Source organism: Ruegeria sp. D6, assembly GCF_056534365.1.
In genome coordinates this window covers 246838-264455 of sequence record NZ_JBQFPH010000002.1, presented here as the reverse complement: position 1 = coordinate 264455, position 17618 = coordinate 246838, and the positions used below count along the sequence as shown (strand labels likewise).

Sequence of the window (17618 nt, the reverse complement as noted above, 5' to 3'; positions counted from 1 at the left end):
GTTCGCAGCCCACGGATGCGAGCCGGTTTCCCGCTAAATATCGGAGAGTGTGGCCCTCGTTTCAAGGGTTTTAAGCCTGAAACTCAGCAAAACTGTCGGCAATTTTTGCAACTGTCGCCAAAAAACCGGCGGCTTGGTCGCCAAATCCCTCAAGCCGCCGGTATTTTCGAATTAATACAGATGTTTGTGCCAGCTGTCGGGCGCGTCCCAGAACGGGCGCTCTGCTTCGTTCCGCGCGTCTTTGCGTGAAACGCCGATGTCATTCAGTGCATCATCATCAAGCTGGGCGAGGGCGCGCCGCTGACGAGCGAGGTTAAACAGGTCAAGTATCCGAGCACCAATCGCCTTACGCTTGATGCGACGATGAGTTGAGATGGCTATATGGGTCATGATCATTGCCCTTTCCTGATTGTTTGATGAAACATAGCGCTTCAATCAATTTCCTTGATCTATATGGAGTAGTCTGACATATTTTGGAAATGAATGTTTATGACGAGTCTCATAAGGAATCTTGAACATGCGAAATCTGGACATCACTACATTGCGGTCTTTCGTAGCTGTTGCTGACCATGGAGGCGTGACGCGTGCCGCTGGATTTCTTCACCTCACGCAATCTGCAGTCTCAATGCAGCTCAAGCGGCTGGAAGAGCTTTTGGGGCTGGAATTACTGGATCGGTCCGGTCGAACCATCGCGCTAACGGCGTCCGGAGAGCAATTGCTGGCATACGCACGGCGAATGATTGCGTTGAATGATGAGGTAATCGGGCGGCTGACGGATCAGGCGTTTGAGGGCGAGGTCGTGCTAGGCGTACCGCATGACGTCGTTCATCCGTTCATCCCGCGGGTGTTGAAGCGTTTCAATGCCAGCTTTCCCCGGGTCAGCGTGAACTTGGTAACGTCCAATACGCGGCACTTGAAAGAAGAGTTCGCCCGCGGAAGCTTCGATCTGATTGTGACTACGGAATCGGGCGCGGGCGAAGGTGCCGAAACCCTGCACCATATGCCTTTGCGTTGGGTTGGCGCGCTGAACGGATCTGCCTGGCGCCAAAAGCCTTTGCGGCTGGGGTTTTGCCGGAATTGCATTTTCCGCCCGGTCGCGACAGCGGCGCTGGATGATGCGGGAATCGAATGGGATATGAGCATCGACAGCGATTCCGACCGCACCGTTGAAGCCACCGTCAGCGCTGATCTGGCTGTGGGAGTTTTGCTGGAAGGCACCCAGCCCAGCCATCAGGAACTGATTGACCATGCCGGGGTGCTGCCGGATTTGCCTGTACAGTTCATCAACCTCTATGGTGCCGAGCGGGTACGTGAGGAATACGTGTCAGAGCTTGCGAACCTACTGCGCCAAAACTTCAATCATCCAACGGCGCAGCCGCTTAAAGTGGCGAGTTGACGCGGATCACCACTTTGCCGGTGGATTTGCGATCGCGCAGCAGTTCCAAACCTTTTGCTGCGTCCTGCAAGGGCAGGACGTGGCTGATATGAGGCTTTATCCGGCCCTCTGAGTGCCAGCGGAACAAGGTGCTGAAGCTGTCGTGCACGATCTCGGGCCGGAAATTCAGATAGCCGCCGATATATACGCCGATCACGGTCAGGTTCTTGACCAAAAGATGATTGGCTGGAACCTGTGGCACCTCACCTCCGGCAAATCCGATCGGTAACAAGCGGCCTTCCGGGTTGGTCGCGCGGAAGGCGGCCTTGAAGACATCTCCACCAATCGCATCGTAGACCACGTCAGCACCACCCAGAGCGAGAACGCGGTCGCGCAGGTCTTCGCTTGCGTCAAGCAGATGGTCTGCACCAGCTTTTTGTGCCACGGCCAATTTGTCCTGCCCGCGGGCTTGGGCGATGACTGTCGCACCCATCTGTTTTCCGATTTCAACTGCGGTCAATCCCACGCCACCGGCAGCACCGGTGACCAGTAGGGTCTCGCCCGGTTGCAGTCGCGCCCGGTGCGCAAGAGCAATATGGCTGGTGCCATAGGCAATTTGGATCGCGGCCGCGTCTTCGAAACTCATGGAATCTGGAAGGGGAATTGCCCGGTCCGCATCAAAAACGCCTGATTCGGCCAGGCCGCCTTGACCCGAATAGACTGCAACACGATCACCCAACTTCAAATGCGCAGCATTGTTTCCAATTTCGGTGACAATCCCCGCAATCTCCATACCCAGCGTAAACGGTGCTTCGGGGGTGTCCTGATACGTGCCTTTCTGCATCAGAAGGTCTGCAAAGTTCAGGCCGCAGGCGCGGATTGCGATACGAACTTGGTTCTCTTGCAGCGGTACTTCGCGTGTTTCGCGTAGCTGAGCGGGTGCCCCTTTGGTCTCGATACGAAATGCCTGCATCATTGGTCTCCGCTCTTTTGTCGCCATAGGCCGTTTGGCTTGACCGTTTGTCAATTCCATTTGCAATCTTCACAGCGTTAAACTGAATAGGGTGGATCAACAGTTTCCCATTTGGAAACTATTAATCTCTATGTTGGCCGTACAACCACAAACCACTGTTCGAATTCTCTGATTCAACCAGCTTGAAAAAATAACGGATTGCGGCAATATTGTACTATGGTGCTGTTCGGGGGGCACGATCCGAATTAGGGAGTTCTTAAGCAGCGACCCGCTAACTAAGCGGCGATGGCTGCTGTCGCGGTTTCCCGGACAGGTGTTTGTGTAAAGGAGACTACCAATGACCCATCACGTCGATGTCCATGTGGGCAAACGCGTCCGGCATCGCCGCTGGCTGATTGGCATGACTCAGCAGCAGTTGGCGCAGCAAGTTGGTATCAAGTTTCAACAAATCCAAAAATACGAAACAGGGGCCAACCGGATAAGCGCATCGCGTTTGTGGGACATTGCCGAAGCGTTGGATGTTCCCGTTAGCTTTTTCTTCGAGGGTCTTGAAGAGGCTCAGAAGTCGGATGCAGACAAGAAATCGGTTCCTGCGGATTTGATGGGTGACAAAGAAGCGCTTGATCTTGTTCGCTCGTATTATGCGATCCCGGAAAACCAGCGTCGCCGCCTGTTTGAACTGGCACGCGTGCTGAGCGACGTCGCCTGATACAAGCGCTTGACTTCGCGGGGTGTGGGGCGCACGGGTAAGCAATGCAAAACACCCTACGAAGCGATCTAGAGATTGCCGAAGAAATGGCCGACGCTGCGCGGGCGGCCATTCTGCCGTTTTTCCGCCAATCTAACCTGAAGACAGACAACAAACTCGATGCCGGTTTTGATCCGGTGACAGCCGCTGATCGCGAAGCAGAAAAAGCAATGCGTAGGGTGCTGGCTGATCACCGGCCTGAGGACGGTATCCTGGGGGAAGAGTTCGGTCATTCCGAGGGAACAAGCGGACGAGTTTGGGTGCTGGACCCAATTGATGGCACGCGCGGTTTCATAAGTGGTACGCCCACATGGGGTGTTCTGATCGCCCTAAGCGATGAGACTGGACCGAAGCTTGGTGTGATCGATCAGCCCTATATCGGCGAACGTTTTATCGGAGATAAAGAGCACGCCTTTGTCAAAGGCCCTTTGGGACGCACCGAACTTGGGACGCGTGACACTCGATCTCTGGACCAGGCGATCATCTTCACCACCTTCCCGGAGGTTGGCAGCGCGGTCGAGGCCGCCGCCTTCAAGGCGGTTTCTCAGAAAACGAAGCTGACACGCTATGGGATGGATTGTTATGCCTACGCGTTGCTCGCTGCAGGTCAAACTGATCTTGTGGTCGAGGCTGGATTGAATTCCTACGATATCCAGGCCCCAATCGCGGTGATCGAGGCCGCGGGTGGTATTGTGACGGATTGGCAGGGTAATCCGGCTCACAATGGTGGGCGTGCGCTCGCTGCAGCCAATACTGAGATTCATGCGGCAGCGCTAGAAATTCTGAAGCAATACTAAACGGGTTGCCGACCCTTCTTTGCGACTTTAAACTGATCACGGCTGGTTCTTACGCCCGTTTTCCACCAGCCCATCACTCCATGCATGAGACGGGCAGTATGCGGGAGTGCGAAAATGACAGAATTTCTGATCCGTAACGCCGATATGATCCTGACGATGGATGATGATCGGCAAGAGCTTGCAGGCGCTGATCTGCTGGTTCGGGATGGTAAGATAGCCCAGATTGGCCACCGCCTTACGAGCGATGGCGAAATACATGATGCCACTGGGTGTGTTGTGACCCCCGGTCTGGTGAACACCCATCACCATCTCTACCAAACGCTCACCCGCGCGGTTCCCGGCGGGCAGGACGCTTTGCTGTTTGGTTGGTTGCGAACGCTCTATCCCATCTGGTCCCGCTTTGGTCCTGACGAGATGTTTATATCTGCCCAGATCGGATTGGCCGAGATGGCACTGTCCGGCTGCTCGCTTAGCTCTGACCACCTTTACCTATATCCCAATGGCGCGCGGCTTGAACACACGATCCATGCAGCGTCAGAGCTGGGGCTGCGTTTTCATCCCACGCGTGGAGCTATGAGCATTGGCGAAAGTGATGGTGGACTGCCTCCTGATGCTTTGGTCGAATCCGAGCAGGCTATTCTGGAGGATATGATCCGCGTAGTAGATGCCTATCACGACCCATCTGAGGGTTCGATGTGTCGCGTTGGTTTGGCGCCATGTTCGCCGTTCTCGGTTAGTCGGGACCTGATGCGCGATGCCGCGCTGTTAGCGCGCGACAAAGGTGTGATGCTGCACACCCATCTGGCGGAGAACGATGAGGATATAGCCTATTCTCAAGATCAGTTCGGCTGTAGACCCGGCCAATACGCCGAAGAATTGGGCTGGACCGGTTCGGATGTCTGGCACGCTCATTGTGTCAAGCTGGATGGCGCCGAGATTGACCTGTTTGCACGTAGCCGAACCGGCGTTGCGCACTGTCCATGTTCCAATTGTCGTCTTGGTTCAGGTATCGCGCCAGTCCGAAAAATGCGTAATCAAGGCGTGCCAGTCGGGTTGGGTGTGGATGGATCAGCCAGCAACGACAGCGGCAATCTGATGGCCGAGGCGCGCCAGTCTATGCTGCTGCAACGAGTCGCAAACGGCGCTGACGCCATGTCGGCCCGTGAGGCGCTTGAGATCGCCACCCGAGGCGGGGCGGATGTGTTGAATCGGCCCGATTGCGGCCGGCTTATACCCGGTAAACGAGCTGATATTGCCATTTGGGACGTGCAAGGAATTGAAAGTGCAGGCAGTTGGGACCCCGCTGCGCTCCTTCTGGCCGGACCGACGCGTGTCAAACACCTCTTTGTCGAGGGACGCCAGATTGTTCGTAACAGTCAGATCGCCACGATCGACCTGCCAAGGGTCATAGAAACCCAGAATCTTCTGGCACGCGCGCTGGCAGAATAGCGGATCCGCTCTTCATCTGGCTAAAAATACCTCCGCCGGAAGCATGGGCCATAGGCCCATTCCTATCGACCACAAACAGCTCGTCCGGCGATCCAGGTATCGGTTACGGCACGGTCATCACCCATCATAATGGTCGGGAACACCGCTTCCCAAAGATCATCAGCATGAGCTTCGCGCTGGGCGATAGCAGGAGTCGATGCGAGGTTCAGCACCGCCAGATCGGCCTCCATGCCCACGGCGATGTTGCCAATACGGTCATCCATCCGCAGGGTACGAGCCGATCCCACCGTTCCAAGCCAAAGCAATTGCGAGGGGTGCAAGGGATGGCCTCGCAATTGACCAATCTCATAGGCCGCAGCCATTGTGCGCAGCATTGAAAAACTTGAGCCGCCTCCGGTGTCGGTGGCCAAGCCCACGCGGTGCCCTGAGTGAATCAGACCATTCATGTCAAACAGGCCAGAGCCGATAAACGTGTTTGATGTGGGGCAGTGGATCAGAGCTGCATCTACCTCGCGCAGACGATCCCGCTCTCGGTCTTCCAGATGGATCGCGTGCCCATAAAGGCCATTTCCGCCCAGCAATCCGAACTGCTCGTACGTATCCAGATAGTCGCGCGTGTCGGGGAACAGGGATCGGACCCATTCGATCTCATCGGTCTGTTCGCTCAGATGGGTTTGCATCAGGCAGTCGGGATGCTCGGCCCAAAGCGCGCCCATCGCCTCCAGCTGTTCTGGCGTCGATGTCGGCGAAAATCGTGGAGTGATGGCGTAAGATATGCGATCAACCCCATGCCACTTTTCAAGCAGAGCTTTGGACTGGTCGTATCCGGTTTGTGCAGTATCTCGCAGCCCCTCAGGCGCATTGCGATCCATGCAGGTTTTACCCGCGACAACCCGCTGCCCACGCGCCTGCGCGGCGGTAAAGAAGGCATCAACACTCTCTGGATGAATGGTGCAAAAGCTGCACATGGTTGTGGTGCCATGGGCTGCGGTCAGGTCTAGATATCTGTTTGCAATTTCAGCGGCATAGGCGGGGTCGTCAAACTTCATCTCTTCAGGGAACGTGTAGCTGTTCAGCCAATCGATCAGCCGCTTTCCCCAGCTCGCGATCATTGCCGTCTGCGGATAGTGGACATGAGAATCCACAAATCCCGCCATGATCAGCTGATCGCCATAATCCTTAATGTTGGCTTCGGGATGCGCGTCAGACAGGTCGGACGCCTGGCCCAGTGCCGCGATGCGGCCATCTTCGATCAGGACGGCTTGGTGAATTTTGGTCGCATCGGTGGGCTCACCTTCGAACGGTGATCCGTTGAAGCTAAGCACACGTCCCTTCAGAAGCGTCTTTTGCGCCATTTGTTCTGTTCTCCGCCTGTTTTGGACCGCCAACCAGCATAGGGGCGCGAAAGATGCGGGTAAATTGGACCATTGTCATTGTTTTCCGGTAGCTGCTTCTTCTATCTAGGGGCAATCGACAAGAAAGAGGGGCAGCGCATGACGACAGGCAACGACGAAGCCAGACCCGATCAGCCCCGCGATGAGGACGCCTATGCGCTGGACCCGCGAACCGTTGCGGCCATCCTTTATGCGGTTGATGTCGAAGACCGTGCCAAGCTGATTGAGCTGATGGAGCCGCTACACGCGGCCGATATCGCTGACCTTCTGGAACAGATCAATCCTTACGACCGTGCGCGCCTGATCCGGCTGTATGACAAAGAGTTCGACGGCGATATCCTGTCGGAGCTCGACGAGTCAGTTCGGGAAGAAGTGATCAATGTCCTGAAACCGGACGTTCTGGCCGAAGCCGTTCGGGATATGGAAAGTGATGACGTTGTTGACCTTCTGGAAGACCTTGAAGAGCCGCAGCAAGAAACCATCCTGGGCGCGCTTGAAGACTCCGAACGCGTCGCGGCAGAACAAGCCCTATCTTATCCAGAAAACTCTGCTGGCCGCCTTATGCAGCGCGAGGTGGTCATGGCGCCCGATCACTGGACCGTGGGGCAGGCCATCGATTTCATGCGTGCCAACGACGATTTGCCGGAACAGTTCTATCACGTCATACTTGTTGACCCGCGATTGAAACCGGTTGCTCAGGTCACGCTGGGCAAGTTGATGGCAACCCGGCGCGAGGTGCCGCTGCAGGACATTGCCGAAGATGAATTCCACACCATCCCCGTCGAACAGGATGAAGAGGACGTGGCCTATGCGTTCAATCAGTATCACCTGATTTCGGCTCCAGTCGTGGATGGCGACGGTCGTTTGGTCGGTGTCATCACCATCGACGATGCGATGGTGGTCCTGGACGAAGAATACGAAGAGGATATGCTGCGTCTTGCGGGCGTCTCGGATGAAAGCTCTCTGTCCGATAGTGTAGCGGCAACCAGTAGGCGCCGCTTGCCTTGGCTTGGTGTCAATCTGGTTACCGCGATTTGCGGATCGCTGGTGATTTCTCAGTTTGAGGCCGCGATTGATCAACTGGTGGCGCTCGCGATCCTGATGCCGATCGTCGCCTCGATGGGGGGCAATGCCGGGACCCAATCACTTACCGTTGCAGTGCGGGCGTTGGCAACACGCGACTTGACCGGCTCGAACGTAGGGCGCGTGATCCGGCGAGAACTACTGGTGGGAATGCTCAACGGGCTGTGTTTCGCTATCGTGTTGGGAACCGTCGGGATGATGTGGTTCGACTCCCCGCTGCTGGGTGTCGTGATCGGATCTGCGCTGGTCGTGAACATGATCATCGCGGGCTTTGCTGGTACGGTAGTACCGGTCGTGCTGGACCGTCTGGGTGTTGACCCGGCGCTGGCGTCAGGAACCTTTGTGACCACGACAACGGATGTCATGGGGTTCTTCATCTTTCTGGGGCTTGCCAGCGTGGTGCTACTGTGACCGAGACAACCGATCTGACCGAAATCAAAGCCGCAGCGCGCAAGGCGGCATTCGCGCGACGCAAGGTAGCGTTTGATATGCGCATCCCGGGCGCGGCCGGGCGCTTGTCCGAGGTTCTGGCGGGGCATCGCGGTGTTCCCATGTCCGGCTACATGCCGATCCGCACCGAAATCGACCCGCTGCCTGCAATGGCCGAGGCTTCTGCATATGGCCCAGTGGGCGTGCCTGTCATTCAGGCCGCAGGGCAGGCGTTGCGCTTCTCTCGATGGACGCCTGAGGGCATACTGAAAGATGGACCTTTCGGGGCAAAAGTGCCCGAGGTCGATGATTATTTCGACCCGGAGATCCTGATCGTGCCATTGGTTGCCTTTGATGCGAAGGGTGGCCGCTTGGGGTATGGCGGCGGCTTCTATGATCGCACGCTTGAAGGGTTGCGCGCCAAGCGCCCGACGCTGGCCATAGGATTTGCCTTTGATGCGCAGGAAGCCGAACATCTGCCGCTGGAGCCAACTGATCAACCACTCGAAATGGTGATTACTGAAAGCCGGGTGCTAACTTTCTAATTTATCCCTCGCTATGCGCGATCGCGATTTCCTTTACATTGGCAGGCTTCAGGCTGAGTGATTGTTTGCTTCTGCCTTGTTATTGCCACTTCCAGCCCCTAGGACCGCAATCATGAGGATTTTGTTTCTTGGTGACGTAATGGGGCGCTCGGGTCGCGCCGCGATCCAGCAGCATCTGCCACGCCTGCGTGACGAATGGCGGCTGGATTTTGTCGTTGTCAACGGCGAGAACTCCTCGAACGGAATGGGGCTGAGCGGGGACCACGCCAAGCTGCTTTTGGACGCGGGGGCCGATTGTATCACCTTGGGCGATCATGCTTTCGACCAGAAAGACATGCTGCAGTTTATTGAGAAAGAACCTCGCATCGTGCGTCCGTTGAATTATGCCAAAGGGGCACCGGGGCGGGGGCATCGACTGTTCACCGCGCCGGGCGGTCGCAAGGTTCTGGTGGTGCAGGTGTTAGGGCAGGTCTTCATGAAACGCCCCTTTGACGATCCCTTTTCAGCCATTGAACCGATCCTGAAATCGCACCCACGCGGCGGCCAGGCGCAGGCGATCATCGTCGACATGCATTGCGAGGCAACGTCCGAGAAGATGGCGATGGGCCATTATTGCGACAAACGCGCGAGTCTTGTGGTTGGGACGCATACGCACGTTCCAACGGCAGATGCGCAGGTATTGCCGGGCGGTACAGGATATCTGACCGATGCCGGAATGTGCGGCGACTATGACTCGGTCATCGGAATGGACAAACAGGAACCGATGCGCAGGTTCATAACCGGGATGCCCAAGGCGCGGTTTACGCCTGCGACCGGTGAGGCGACCTTGAGCGGAGTTTTTGTCGAAACCGATGACCGCGATGGAAGCGCAAAATCCGTGCAGATGATTCGTGTTGGCGGGCGGTTGCAGCAGTCTACACCCTGAAAAGCACGTCAGACTTGCCCCGCCGCACGCAATACGTGAAACTACCTACTAGGCGCGTATGCCAGATCAGGGTTCGGACAGAATACCAAGAATGCAATTCCTTCAACTGACAGAGATGGGCAGCGCAATTCTGGCGCTGATGATCGTAGCGGGCATGTTCATCATGTTTCTGCGCGAGGTCTATCCGACCGAAGTTGTCGCAATCGGCGGGGCGGCCCTGATGCTGGCAACCGGTATCCTGCCCTATCAAAGTGCGCTTGCAGTCCTTTCGAATCCCGCGCCGTGGACCATCGGCGCGATGTTCATCATCATGGGTGCCTTGGTGCGCACCGGAGCGCTTGATGCCTTCACCTCGCTCGCGCAGAAGCAGGCGCAGGTGAACCCTCGGTTTGCTATCGGGTTATTGATGGCGTTTGTCGTCGTCGCTTCGGCGGTGGTGTCGAACACACCGGTTGTCGTTGTAATGATCCCGGTCTTTATCCAGATCGCCCGCACGCTGAACGTTTCGGCGTCCAAATTGTTGATCCCGCTCAGCTATGCGGCGATCCTTGGGGGTACGCTGACGCTGATTGGCACCTCGACTAACCTGTTGGTCGATGGTGTGGCCCGCGCCCAGGGTATGACGGCGTTTTCAATCTTCGAGGTTACCCCGCTGGGCATCGCGCTGGTGATCTACGGTATGGTGTACCTGCGCTTCATTGCGCCACGACTGCTACCCGAGCGTGACAGCATGGCTGAGATGCTCAGCGACCGGTCCAAGATGAAGTTCTTTACTGAGGCGGTTATCCCACCCGACAGCAATCTGATCGACCGCGAAGTGACCGGCGTTCAGCTGTTCAAGCGCCCCGGAGTGCGTCTGATCGACGTGATCCGGGGGGATGACTCGCTGCGGCGGAACCTCAAGGGGGTGACGCTGAAAGTGGGCGACAGGGTAGTTTTGCGCACCGAGATGACCGAATTGCTGAGTCTTCAAAGCAACAAGGAACTCAAGCGCGTGGATCAGGTCTCAGCCGTTGAGACCAAGACAGTTGAGGTTCTGATCACGCCGGGCTGCCGAATGGTCGGTCGAACGCTTGGTGCGATGCGGTTACGTCGCCGATATGGTGTCTACGTCCTGGCGGTTCATCGCAGGAACCAGAATATCGGGCGTCAGTTGGATGCTTTGACCGTGCGCGTCGGGGATACGCTGCTGTTAGAGGGCTCGCCTGCGGATATCCAGAAGCTGGCCGCCGATATGGATATGGTCGATGTTACGCAACCTTCGGCACGAGCGTTTCGCCGCAGCCATGCGCCCATAGCCATCGGTGCGCTGGTCGGGATCGTCGCCCTGGCGGGGTTGGGCGTGGCACCGATTTTGCTGTTGTCGATCTTCGCCGTTGCTGTGGTTTTGCTGACCCGATGTATCGACGCGGATGAGGCGTTCTCATTTGTCGAAGGCCGATTGCTGGCCCTGATCTTCTCCATGCTCGCAATTGGGGCTGCGCTCGATAAATCGGGCGCGGTTACACTGATTGTCGAAGCGGTTGCACCGGCGCTGGGCATGTTGCCACCTTTCTTGATCATATGGGCCGTATATCTGTTGACCTCGGTGCTAACCGAATTGGTTTCGAACAACGCCGTGGCGGTGGTGGTCACTCCGATCGCGATCTCTCTGGCTCAGGCTGTAGGAATTGATCCGCGCCCGCTGGTGGTCGCGGTGATGGTGGCGGCATCGGCATCCTTTGCGACGCCGATTGGCTATCAGACCAACATGATGGTGTATGGCCCGGGTGGGTACAGATTCACCGATTTTCTGAAAGTTGGTGTGCCGCTGAACCTGACTGTGGGTCTGCTGGCGTCACTTCTTATTCCGTTCATCTGGCCGCTCTGACACTGGCACGGATTCGCCGACCTGGTGTTTCGGGCCTTGTAAATGTCGATATCGTCACAATCTTTTTGCCTAAGATGAATGTGAAAGGATGGGATCATGCCTTTTCCGAAACTCGGGCAGGCCATTGTGGCCGGAGCAATCGTATTGGCCTTGCTGGGCAGCCAAAGCTCGGCAGGAACAGTCACTGGCACGGCAACCTACCGTGAACGGATCGCCCTGCCACCGGATGCGACGCTATTTGTCGAATTGCAGGATATCTCTCGGGCCGATGCGGCAGCGGTCACGCTGGCGGCGCAACGCTATGCGTTGAACGGAGTGCCCTCGGAATTTGAGCTGACTTTTGATGACGCGCTGATCCGCGAGGGTATGACCTATGCAGTACGCGGATCGATCTATCGCGGGGGTGAGCTGTTGTTTACGACGGATACGGTCCATCCCGTGCTGACCAACGGCGAAGGCAATTCGGCAGATCTTGTGCTGGTGCAGGCCGGTGCTCAGAGCCCCGCGACCCTGGAAGGGACCGAGTGGACAGCCATCGGTATCGGTGGAACCGTGCTCGATACAAAACGGCCGCCCCAGCTTTCCTTCGCCCAAGGTGGTGCGTTCGGTGGCACGGGCGGTTGCAACCGGTTTTCCGGGCAAGCCGAGATCACCGGCAACAGCCTTGAGTTTCCAGACAATATGGCCGCGACTTTAATGGCGTGCCCGCCAGAACTGGACGAGGTCGAGGATCAGTTCTTTGCCGCCCTGCAAAACGTGACGAGCTATGCCGTTGCCGGCGACAGCATGGTTTTGCTCGATGCTGCAGGTGAGCCTATACTGAAATTCGTGCGCACCCAGTAATCAGACCACTGCGCGGGACCTTCCTGCGTTGCGACCCGAGAAGATGCAACCGCCCAGGAATGTGCCCTCTAGCGCGTTGTACCCGTGATAGCCGCCGCCGCCAAAGCCCGCGACCTCTCCGGCTGCAAACAAGCCAGGGACGATTTGTCCATTGGCGCCGATCATCTGACTGTCCAGATTGGTCTGCAGCCCGCCCAATGTCTTGCGGGTCAGTACGTGCAGCTTGACCGCGATTAGCGGGCCGTTTGATGGATCGAGGAACTTGTGCGGTTTGGCCGTCCGGATCAGCTTGTCGCCCCGATAATTGCGTGCGGCAAGGATGGCCATCATCTGGGCGTCTTTGGAAAACGGATTGTCGACCTGAGAATCCCGTGCCTCGATCTGGGTGCGCAAATGCGTCTCGTCTATCAGACCTCCGCCTAATTGGTTCATGCCGCTGACCAATTCAGTCAGCGTGTTGGCGACGACGAAATCCTCGCCCTTTTCCTTGAATGCCTCGACCGGGCCAGTCGCCTTGGTGCCAGACAGGATGCGCTGACGGATCACCTCTTTCCAGCTGCCCGAAGTGAAATCCGGGTTCTGCTCGGACCCCGATAGCGCAAATTCCTTTTTGATGATCTTCTGGGTCAGAACGAACCAGCTATATTCATATCCGGTTTTCAGGATCTCTTTCAGCGTTCCCAGCGTATCGAACCCCGGCAAGCAAGGGGGGTGCAGGCGATTGCCGCGCGCATCGAACCACATCGAACTTGGGCCGGGTAGAATACGTATACCGTGCGCGGGCCAGATCGGATCCCAATTGCGCACACCTTCAGTGTAATGCCACATTCTGTCGCCGTTGATGACATGTCCGCCAGCTTTCTCGCTGATCGGGATCATGCGGCCATCGACATGAAACGGAACGCCAGCCACCATATCTTTGGGCGGTTCACCCAGCCGGTCGCGGGGCCAGTTCTGTCTCACCATCTCAAAATTCCCACCGATCCCACCAGAGGTGACAATAACCGAAGGGGCATAGACTTCGAATTCGCCTACTTCGTCCCGGTTGGTCTTGCCACCTCTTTGAATTCCGTCATCGGCCAGGACCTCCCCTGACACGCCTTTGGCAGAACCATTTTGCATAATGATGTGGCTGACTTGGTGACGGAACTTCAATTGGATCAAGCCGGCGTCGAAATGCGCGCGGACGCGGCGGATAAAATGCTCAAGTACACCTGGGCCGGTTCCCCAAGTGATGTGAAAGCGAGGGACCGAGTTGCCATGGCCGTCCGCATAAGAACCGCCGCGTTCGGCCCAGCCCACGACGGGAAACCAGCGCAGCCCCATTTCATGCAGCCACGGACGCATTTCACCTGCGGCGAACTCGACATAGGCTTCAGCCCATTTGCGGGGCCAGTTGTCTTCATCGCGGTCAAACTGCGCGCTGCCCATCCAGTCGCGCAGGGCCAGATCGTGGCTGTCGCGGATGCCCATGCGGCGCTGCTCGGGGGTGTCGATCATGAACAGGCCGCCGAGGCTCCAAAACGCCTGTCCACCCAGAAAATGCTCGGGCTCCTGATCCAGCACGATCACCCGCTTGCCCCGGTCGCCCAATTCAGCCGCCGCCGAGAGGCCCGCAAGGCCGCCTCCGATCACGATCGCGTCTGCGGTGTTGTTGGTCATCGGATGTCCTTTCAGCGGCTGCGGAACCAAAGGATGAAGGGGGTTACGACCACATACATCGTGATACCATAAACGGCGGCAGGAACGGCAAGTGGGCTGAAGCCGGTCGTGGTGCCGGTGATCAAAGCTGCCAGCGTAATTCCCATCGCCGAATTCTGAATGCCAGTCTCGACCGAGATCGTTTTCGCCTCACTCCATGTCAGATTGGCGATGCGCGCCAGCCCCAGACCGATCAGCAACAGCGCAACGTTCAACGCGATTAGAGCTGCCCCAATCGAGCTGAGGTTTTGGATGAAGAACTGCCAGTTTCCGGCCAGTGCCGCCGCGACGATCAGCACGAACAGTATCGATGCGAGCGTCGAAAGCGGGCCGTCGACCCGAATGGCGAGCCCCCTTGCAAAGTGACGTATGGCGACACCAATGGCGACTGGTAGGGTCGTGATCAGGAACAGCGCGGTGGCTAGTGCGCTGATCGAAACTTTGGGTGCGGCCTCGCCCATGAAATGATCTATGGACCATGCGGCCAGAATGGGGACGGTCACGATGGACAGCAGGCTGATCACCGCTGTCAGGCTGACCGACAGCGCCACATCACCTTTGGCAAATTTTGCGAGGATGTTGCTGGTGACCCCACCGGGGCAAAAGCTTAAAAGCATGACACCCACGGCGATTTCAGCGGGCAATCCGAACAGAGTGACCGTCGCGAAGGCAGCCATTGGTATCAGCACAACTTGACTGATGGCGCCGATGGCGAAGGGGTACCCCCGCGCCAAAACCCGGCGGAAATCGGAGGCTTCTAGCCCGATCCCCAGTGACAACATGATAATGGCCAGCGAAATGGGCAGGCCAACGTTGATAAGCAGGTCCAAGAACAACTCCTCCCAAAGTCATTCGGGCCAGCCTATGCGAGGGGTCGTAGATCAGGCAACAACGCCGTTGGGTCACCCGTAGCGTTGAGCAAACCGGCGCAGGATTTCACCCGGCTCCGTAACGTCTGCGGCATGGCACATATCGATCAAGCCTTGCGCATCCTCCGGCGGAAAATAGCCGTGATCCTTGTAGATGTTGATCCGCTGCTCAAAATCTTTGGCGTCCGCTTCGGGGTGGAATTGGGTGGCATAGACATTCTGCCCCCAGCGGATCATCTGAAACGGGCAGGGGTCAGACGCTACCAGATGAACGCAGCCATCCGGCAGTAACTGTACGGCTTCCTTATGTCCCACAAACGCTTCAAATTTCGGCTTTAGGCCTGCGGTCAAGGGGTCTTGGGCGCCATCCTCTGTCAGACGGCAGTCGGACGGTCCGACCGGTTCGCCAAATTGCCGTTTGCTGACATCTCCGCCCAAATGTACCGCGAGAATACCCAAGCCATAGCAGCAGCCGATGAACGGGTGATCTTTCGCAGTGATCTGGGGCATCAGTCCCATGATCGCGCCTTCGATCTTTGCATCCAGCGCGGATTTGGTGGTCGGATCGTCGCTGACGCAGCCGGGACCCCCACCCACGATGACACCAGCGTAATCGACGACATCCAGACCTTCGGGCAGGTCTTCGCAATCCAGCCGGATGCGATGAGTTTGCGCAGGGCTCAGCCCGGTTTTGTCCAGGATCGAGGCATATTCGGCATCCGATGCATCGGTTTCCGGGCGCAGTTGCAGGATCAGAAAGCGTTTCATAGGCAGCCTTTAGCCATCAAAGCGGCCAGAACACAAGGATCGCGGGGATCGAGACCGCGATGATCAGGATTTCCAGCGGCAACCCCATGCGCCAGTAATCGCCAAAGCGGTATCCTCCGGGACCAAGCACCAGCGTATTGTTCTTGTGCCCAATGGGCGTCAGAAACGCGGCAGACGCCGCAACGGCCACCGTCATCAGAAACGGATCGGGCGACACCTCAAGCGTGCGCGCCATCTGAATGCCAACCGGGGCGGCGACAATGGCGGTGGCTGTGTTGTTCAACACATCGGACAGGGTCATCGTCACGACCATCAGTACGGTCAGGATTGCCCAGACGGGCAGGCCGTTGGTCAGCTGAATCAAGGCGTTGGCGATCAACTCGGTTCCGCCCGAGGTTTCAAGCGCGCTGCCCAGTGGGATCATTGACCCCAGCAATACAACCACCGGCCATTCGATGTGGTTGTAGATATCCGCAATCGGCATGATCTTAGTCAGAACATAGGCTACGACCACGAACCCCAGTGCGATCGGCAGATAGATCAGCCCGATACTGGCCGCCAACACGGCTGCCGCAAACAGGCCGATGGCAAGCCAGGCTTTCTCATTCGCGGTTACATTCAAGCCGCGCTCGGCCAAGGGCAGGCAGCCGAGCCACTCGGTGACATCGGGTGCTCGGTCGCGCGGGCACAGCAGCAATAAGATGTCGCCGGGCTCGACCTCGGTTTTGCGAACCTGACTGGTGATCCGGCGCCCTTGGCGTGAAATGCCCATCAGGACTGTACTCTGTCGCCAGGCCAGTCCTAACGCCTGCGCAGTTCGCCCAGTGATGCGCGCGCTTTCGGGGACAACGACTTCAACCACTTCCAGCCCTTCGCCTTCGGCAGTCAAAACCTCCTGCCGACGGGTGTCCGAGAAATCCAGATTGAGCGCGGCGCGGAACTCATCCAGCGCTTCGGGGCGTGCTTCCAGAACAAGCGCATCGCCTTCATGCAGGGTTGCGTGGGTTGATCGACCATAGCGTCGCTTTCCGTCCCGGATCAGGCCGATGATAGCGACGTCAGATTTCTCGGCGGCCTCATATAGCTCACTGACCCGTTTCCCGATATGGGGCGATTCAGGCGGGATCGTCAGTTCGGCGATGTATTCGGCCAAAACTTCCGAGGTTTCTTCCTGCGCACCGCGATTGGGGATGAGGCGCCAGCCGATCAGCGCGACGAACGCCAGCCCCGCAATTGCAGCCAACCCGCCCACCGGTGCGAAATCGAACATGTGAAACGGTTCGCCCAGCGTTTCGGCCCGGATCGAAGCGATGATGATATTTGGCGGCGTACCGATCAGCGTGGCCATCCCTCCCAGGATCGTCGCAAAGCTGAGCGGCATCAGGCTAAGGCCGACCGGGCGCCCCGCTTTGCGCGCGGTCTGGATATCGACTGGCATCAGTAGCGCCAGCGCCGCGACGTTGTTCATGAAGGCCGACAGGATCGCCCCGATGCCGCCCATTAGCGCGATATGTGCGCCCAATCCGCGCGATGCATCGACCAGCGTGCGCGTGATCATGAACACTGCACCCGAGCGCACCAGACCGGCAGAAACCACCAGCACCAACGCCACGATGATCGTGGCCGGGTGCCCGAACCCGGCAAAGGCATTGTCAACGGGCACCACACCCAGCGTGACCGCGATCATCAAGGCGGTAAATGCTACAAGGTCATAGCGGAAACGCCCCCAGAGCAGCATTCCGAAAACGGCGATGAAAAGGGAAAAAAGAATGATCTGATCTGTCGTCATACCGCCACCATAGTCACGGGCGAAGACAGGGCAAGCCACTGTCTTGATCCTTTGCCCCGC

General features: G+C 57.6%; 16 protein-coding genes. 9 read left to right on the top strand and 7 right to left on the bottom strand.

Annotated features, from left to right (window positions below; all coding sequences use genetic code 11):
- Positions 1-171: 171 nt before the first annotated feature.
- Positions 172-390 (bottom strand): YjiS-like domain-containing protein, encoded by a 219-nt coding sequence (locus ACR0A1_RS08750; RefSeq protein ID WP_170512406.1) that lies wholly within the window; start codon positions 388-390, stop codon positions 172-174.
- A 127-nt stretch (positions 391-517) separates the two neighbouring features.
- Here ACR0A1_RS08750 and ACR0A1_RS08745 point away from each other — a divergent pair, with 127 nt between their 5' ends.
- Positions 518-1396, top strand: a complete 879-nt coding sequence (locus tag ACR0A1_RS08745; protein WP_170392200.1) for a LysR family transcriptional regulator — start codon at positions 518-520, stop codon at positions 1394-1396.
- Here ACR0A1_RS08745 and ACR0A1_RS08740 read toward each other — a convergent pair.
- Positions 1380-2348 carry an NADPH:quinone oxidoreductase family protein gene (locus ACR0A1_RS08740; RefSeq protein ID WP_480867109.1) on the bottom strand — a complete coding sequence of 323 codons (969 nt, stop codon included), beginning with the start codon at positions 2346-2348 and terminating at the stop codon, positions 1380-1382. The two genes, ACR0A1_RS08745 and ACR0A1_RS08740, sit on opposite strands and share 17 nt — an antisense overlap.
- A gap of 337 nt (positions 2349-2685) precedes the next feature.
- Between ACR0A1_RS08740 and ACR0A1_RS08735 the strand changes: the two genes are divergently transcribed.
- The 3 genes from ACR0A1_RS08735 to ACR0A1_RS08725 all read left to right on the top strand — a co-directional run bounded on the left by ACR0A1_RS08735 (position 2686) and on the right by ACR0A1_RS08725 (position 5342).
- A complete protein-coding gene (locus tag ACR0A1_RS08735) occupies positions 2686-3057 on the top strand; it encodes a helix-turn-helix domain-containing protein (RefSeq protein WP_170343628.1) in 372 nt (123 codons plus the stop codon).
- 44 nt (positions 3058-3101) lie between these two features.
- A complete protein-coding gene (hisN, locus tag ACR0A1_RS08730; RefSeq protein ID WP_170401576.1) occupies positions 3102-3893 on the top strand; it encodes a histidinol-phosphatase in 792 nt (263 codons plus the stop codon).
- A gap of 114 nt (positions 3894-4007) precedes the next feature.
- Positions 4008-5342, top strand: a complete 1335-nt coding sequence (locus ACR0A1_RS08725; protein WP_480752409.1) for an 8-oxoguanine deaminase — start codon at positions 4008-4010, stop codon at positions 5340-5342.
- A gap of 62 nt (positions 5343-5404) precedes the next feature.
- Here the strand turns inward: ACR0A1_RS08725 and guaD are convergent, their stop codons facing one another.
- Positions 5405-6697 (bottom strand): guanine deaminase, encoded by a 1293-nt coding sequence (gene guaD, locus ACR0A1_RS08720; protein WP_480867107.1) that lies wholly within the window; start codon positions 6695-6697, stop codon positions 5405-5407.
- A gap of 138 nt (positions 6698-6835) precedes the next feature.
- On the opposite strand from guaD, the gene mgtE reads away from it, so the two are divergent.
- The 5 genes from mgtE (at position 6836) to ACR0A1_RS08695 (ending at position 12431) form a co-directional block, all read left to right on the top strand.
- Positions 6836-8230, top strand: a complete 1395-nt coding sequence (gene mgtE, locus ACR0A1_RS08715; protein WP_170563935.1) for a magnesium transporter — start codon at positions 6836-6838, stop codon at positions 8228-8230.
- The gene (locus ACR0A1_RS08710) at positions 8227-8793 is read left to right on the top strand and encodes a 5-formyltetrahydrofolate cyclo-ligase (RefSeq protein ID WP_480867105.1); all 567 of its coding nucleotides are present in this window, start codon (positions 8227-8229) and stop codon (positions 8791-8793) included. The genes mgtE and ACR0A1_RS08710 overlap by 4 nt, the downstream gene beginning before the upstream one ends.
- Positions 8794-8905: 112 nt before the next feature.
- On the top strand, positions 8906-9718 hold the full coding sequence (locus ACR0A1_RS08705; protein WP_170512362.1) for a TIGR00282 family metallophosphoesterase: 813 nt from the start codon (positions 8906-8908) through the stop codon (positions 9716-9718).
- A gap of 91 nt (positions 9719-9809) precedes the next feature.
- Positions 9810-11588 carry an SLC13 family permease gene (locus ACR0A1_RS08700; protein WP_480867103.1) on the top strand — a complete coding sequence of 593 codons (1779 nt, stop codon included), beginning with the start codon at positions 9810-9812 and terminating at the stop codon, positions 11586-11588.
- A 96-nt stretch (positions 11589-11684) separates the two neighbouring features.
- Entirely contained in the window at positions 11685-12431 is a 747-nt protein-coding gene (locus tag ACR0A1_RS08695) for a YbaY family lipoprotein (protein ID WP_170625249.1), read from the top strand.
- Here the strand turns inward: ACR0A1_RS08695 and ACR0A1_RS08690 are convergent, their stop codons facing one another.
- The 4 genes from ACR0A1_RS08690 to ACR0A1_RS08675 all read right to left on the bottom strand — a co-directional run bounded on the left by ACR0A1_RS08690 (position 12432) and on the right by ACR0A1_RS08675 (position 17558).
- The gene (locus tag ACR0A1_RS08690) at positions 12432-14093 is read right to left on the bottom strand and encodes an FAD-binding dehydrogenase (RefSeq protein WP_480867101.1); all 1662 of its coding nucleotides are present in this window, start codon (positions 14091-14093) and stop codon (positions 12432-12434) included.
- Positions 14094-14104: 11 nt separating this feature from the next.
- Positions 14105-14962 (bottom strand): bile acid:sodium symporter family protein, encoded by an 858-nt coding sequence (locus tag ACR0A1_RS08685; RefSeq protein ID WP_480867099.1) that lies wholly within the window; start codon positions 14960-14962, stop codon positions 14105-14107.
- Positions 14963-15034: 72 nt separating this feature from the next.
- Positions 15035-15769: a glutamine amidotransferase gene (locus tag ACR0A1_RS08680; RefSeq protein WP_480867097.1), complete on the bottom strand. Its 735-nt coding sequence runs from the start codon at positions 15767-15769 to the stop codon at positions 15035-15037.
- 16 nt (positions 15770-15785) lie between these two features.
- Complete coding sequence (locus ACR0A1_RS08675) at positions 15786-17558, bottom strand: SLC13 family permease (protein WP_480867635.1); 1773 nt, start codon at positions 17556-17558, stop codon at positions 15786-15788.
- Positions 17559-17618: the final 60 nt, after the last annotated feature.

Bases quoted from the DNA above. Each gene is read 5' to 3' on its own strand.
- ACR0A1_RS08735 (WP_170343628.1), top strand. From the start codon at position 2,686: ATGACCCATCACGTCGATGTCCATGTGGGCAAACGCGTCCGGCATCGC.
- ACR0A1_RS08695 (WP_170625249.1), top strand. From the start codon at position 11,685: ATGCCTTTTCCGAAACTCGGGCAGGCCATTGTGGCCGGAGCAATCGTA.
- ACR0A1_RS08725 (WP_480752409.1), top strand. From the start codon at position 4,008: ATGACAGAATTTCTGATCCGTAACGCCGATATGATCCTGACGATGGAT.
- ACR0A1_RS08740 (WP_480867109.1), bottom strand. From the start codon at position 2,348: ATGCAGGCATTTCGTATCGAGACCAAAGGGGCACCCGCTCAGCTACGC.
- mgtE (WP_170563935.1), top strand. From the start codon at position 6,836: ATGACGACAGGCAACGACGAAGCCAGACCCGATCAGCCCCGCGATGAG.
- ACR0A1_RS08705 (WP_170512362.1), top strand. From the start codon at position 8,906: ATGAGGATTTTGTTTCTTGGTGACGTAATGGGGCGCTCGGGTCGCGCC.
- ACR0A1_RS08700 (WP_480867103.1), top strand. From the start codon at position 9,810: ATGCAATTCCTTCAACTGACAGAGATGGGCAGCGCAATTCTGGCGCTG.
- hisN (WP_170401576.1), top strand. From the start codon at position 3,102: ATGCAAAACACCCTACGAAGCGATCTAGAGATTGCCGAAGAAATGGCC.
- ACR0A1_RS08680 (WP_480867097.1), bottom strand. From the start codon at position 15,769: ATGAAACGCTTTCTGATCCTGCAACTGCGCCCGGAAACCGATGCATCG.
- ACR0A1_RS08675 (WP_480867635.1), bottom strand. From the start codon at position 17,558: ATGACGACAGATCAGATCATTCTTTTTTCCCTTTTCATCGCCGTTTTC.
- ACR0A1_RS08750 (WP_170512406.1), bottom strand. From the start codon at position 390: ATGACCCATATAGCCATCTCAACTCATCGTCGCATCAAGCGTAAGGCG.
- ACR0A1_RS08690 (WP_480867101.1), bottom strand. From the start codon at position 14,093: ATGACCAACAACACCGCAGACGCGATCGTGATCGGAGGCGGCCTTGCG.
- ACR0A1_RS08745 (WP_170392200.1), top strand. From the start codon at position 518: ATGCGAAATCTGGACATCACTACATTGCGGTCTTTCGTAGCTGTTGCT.
- guaD (WP_480867107.1), bottom strand. From the start codon at position 6,697: ATGGCGCAAAAGACGCTTCTGAAGGGACGTGTGCTTAGCTTCAACGGA.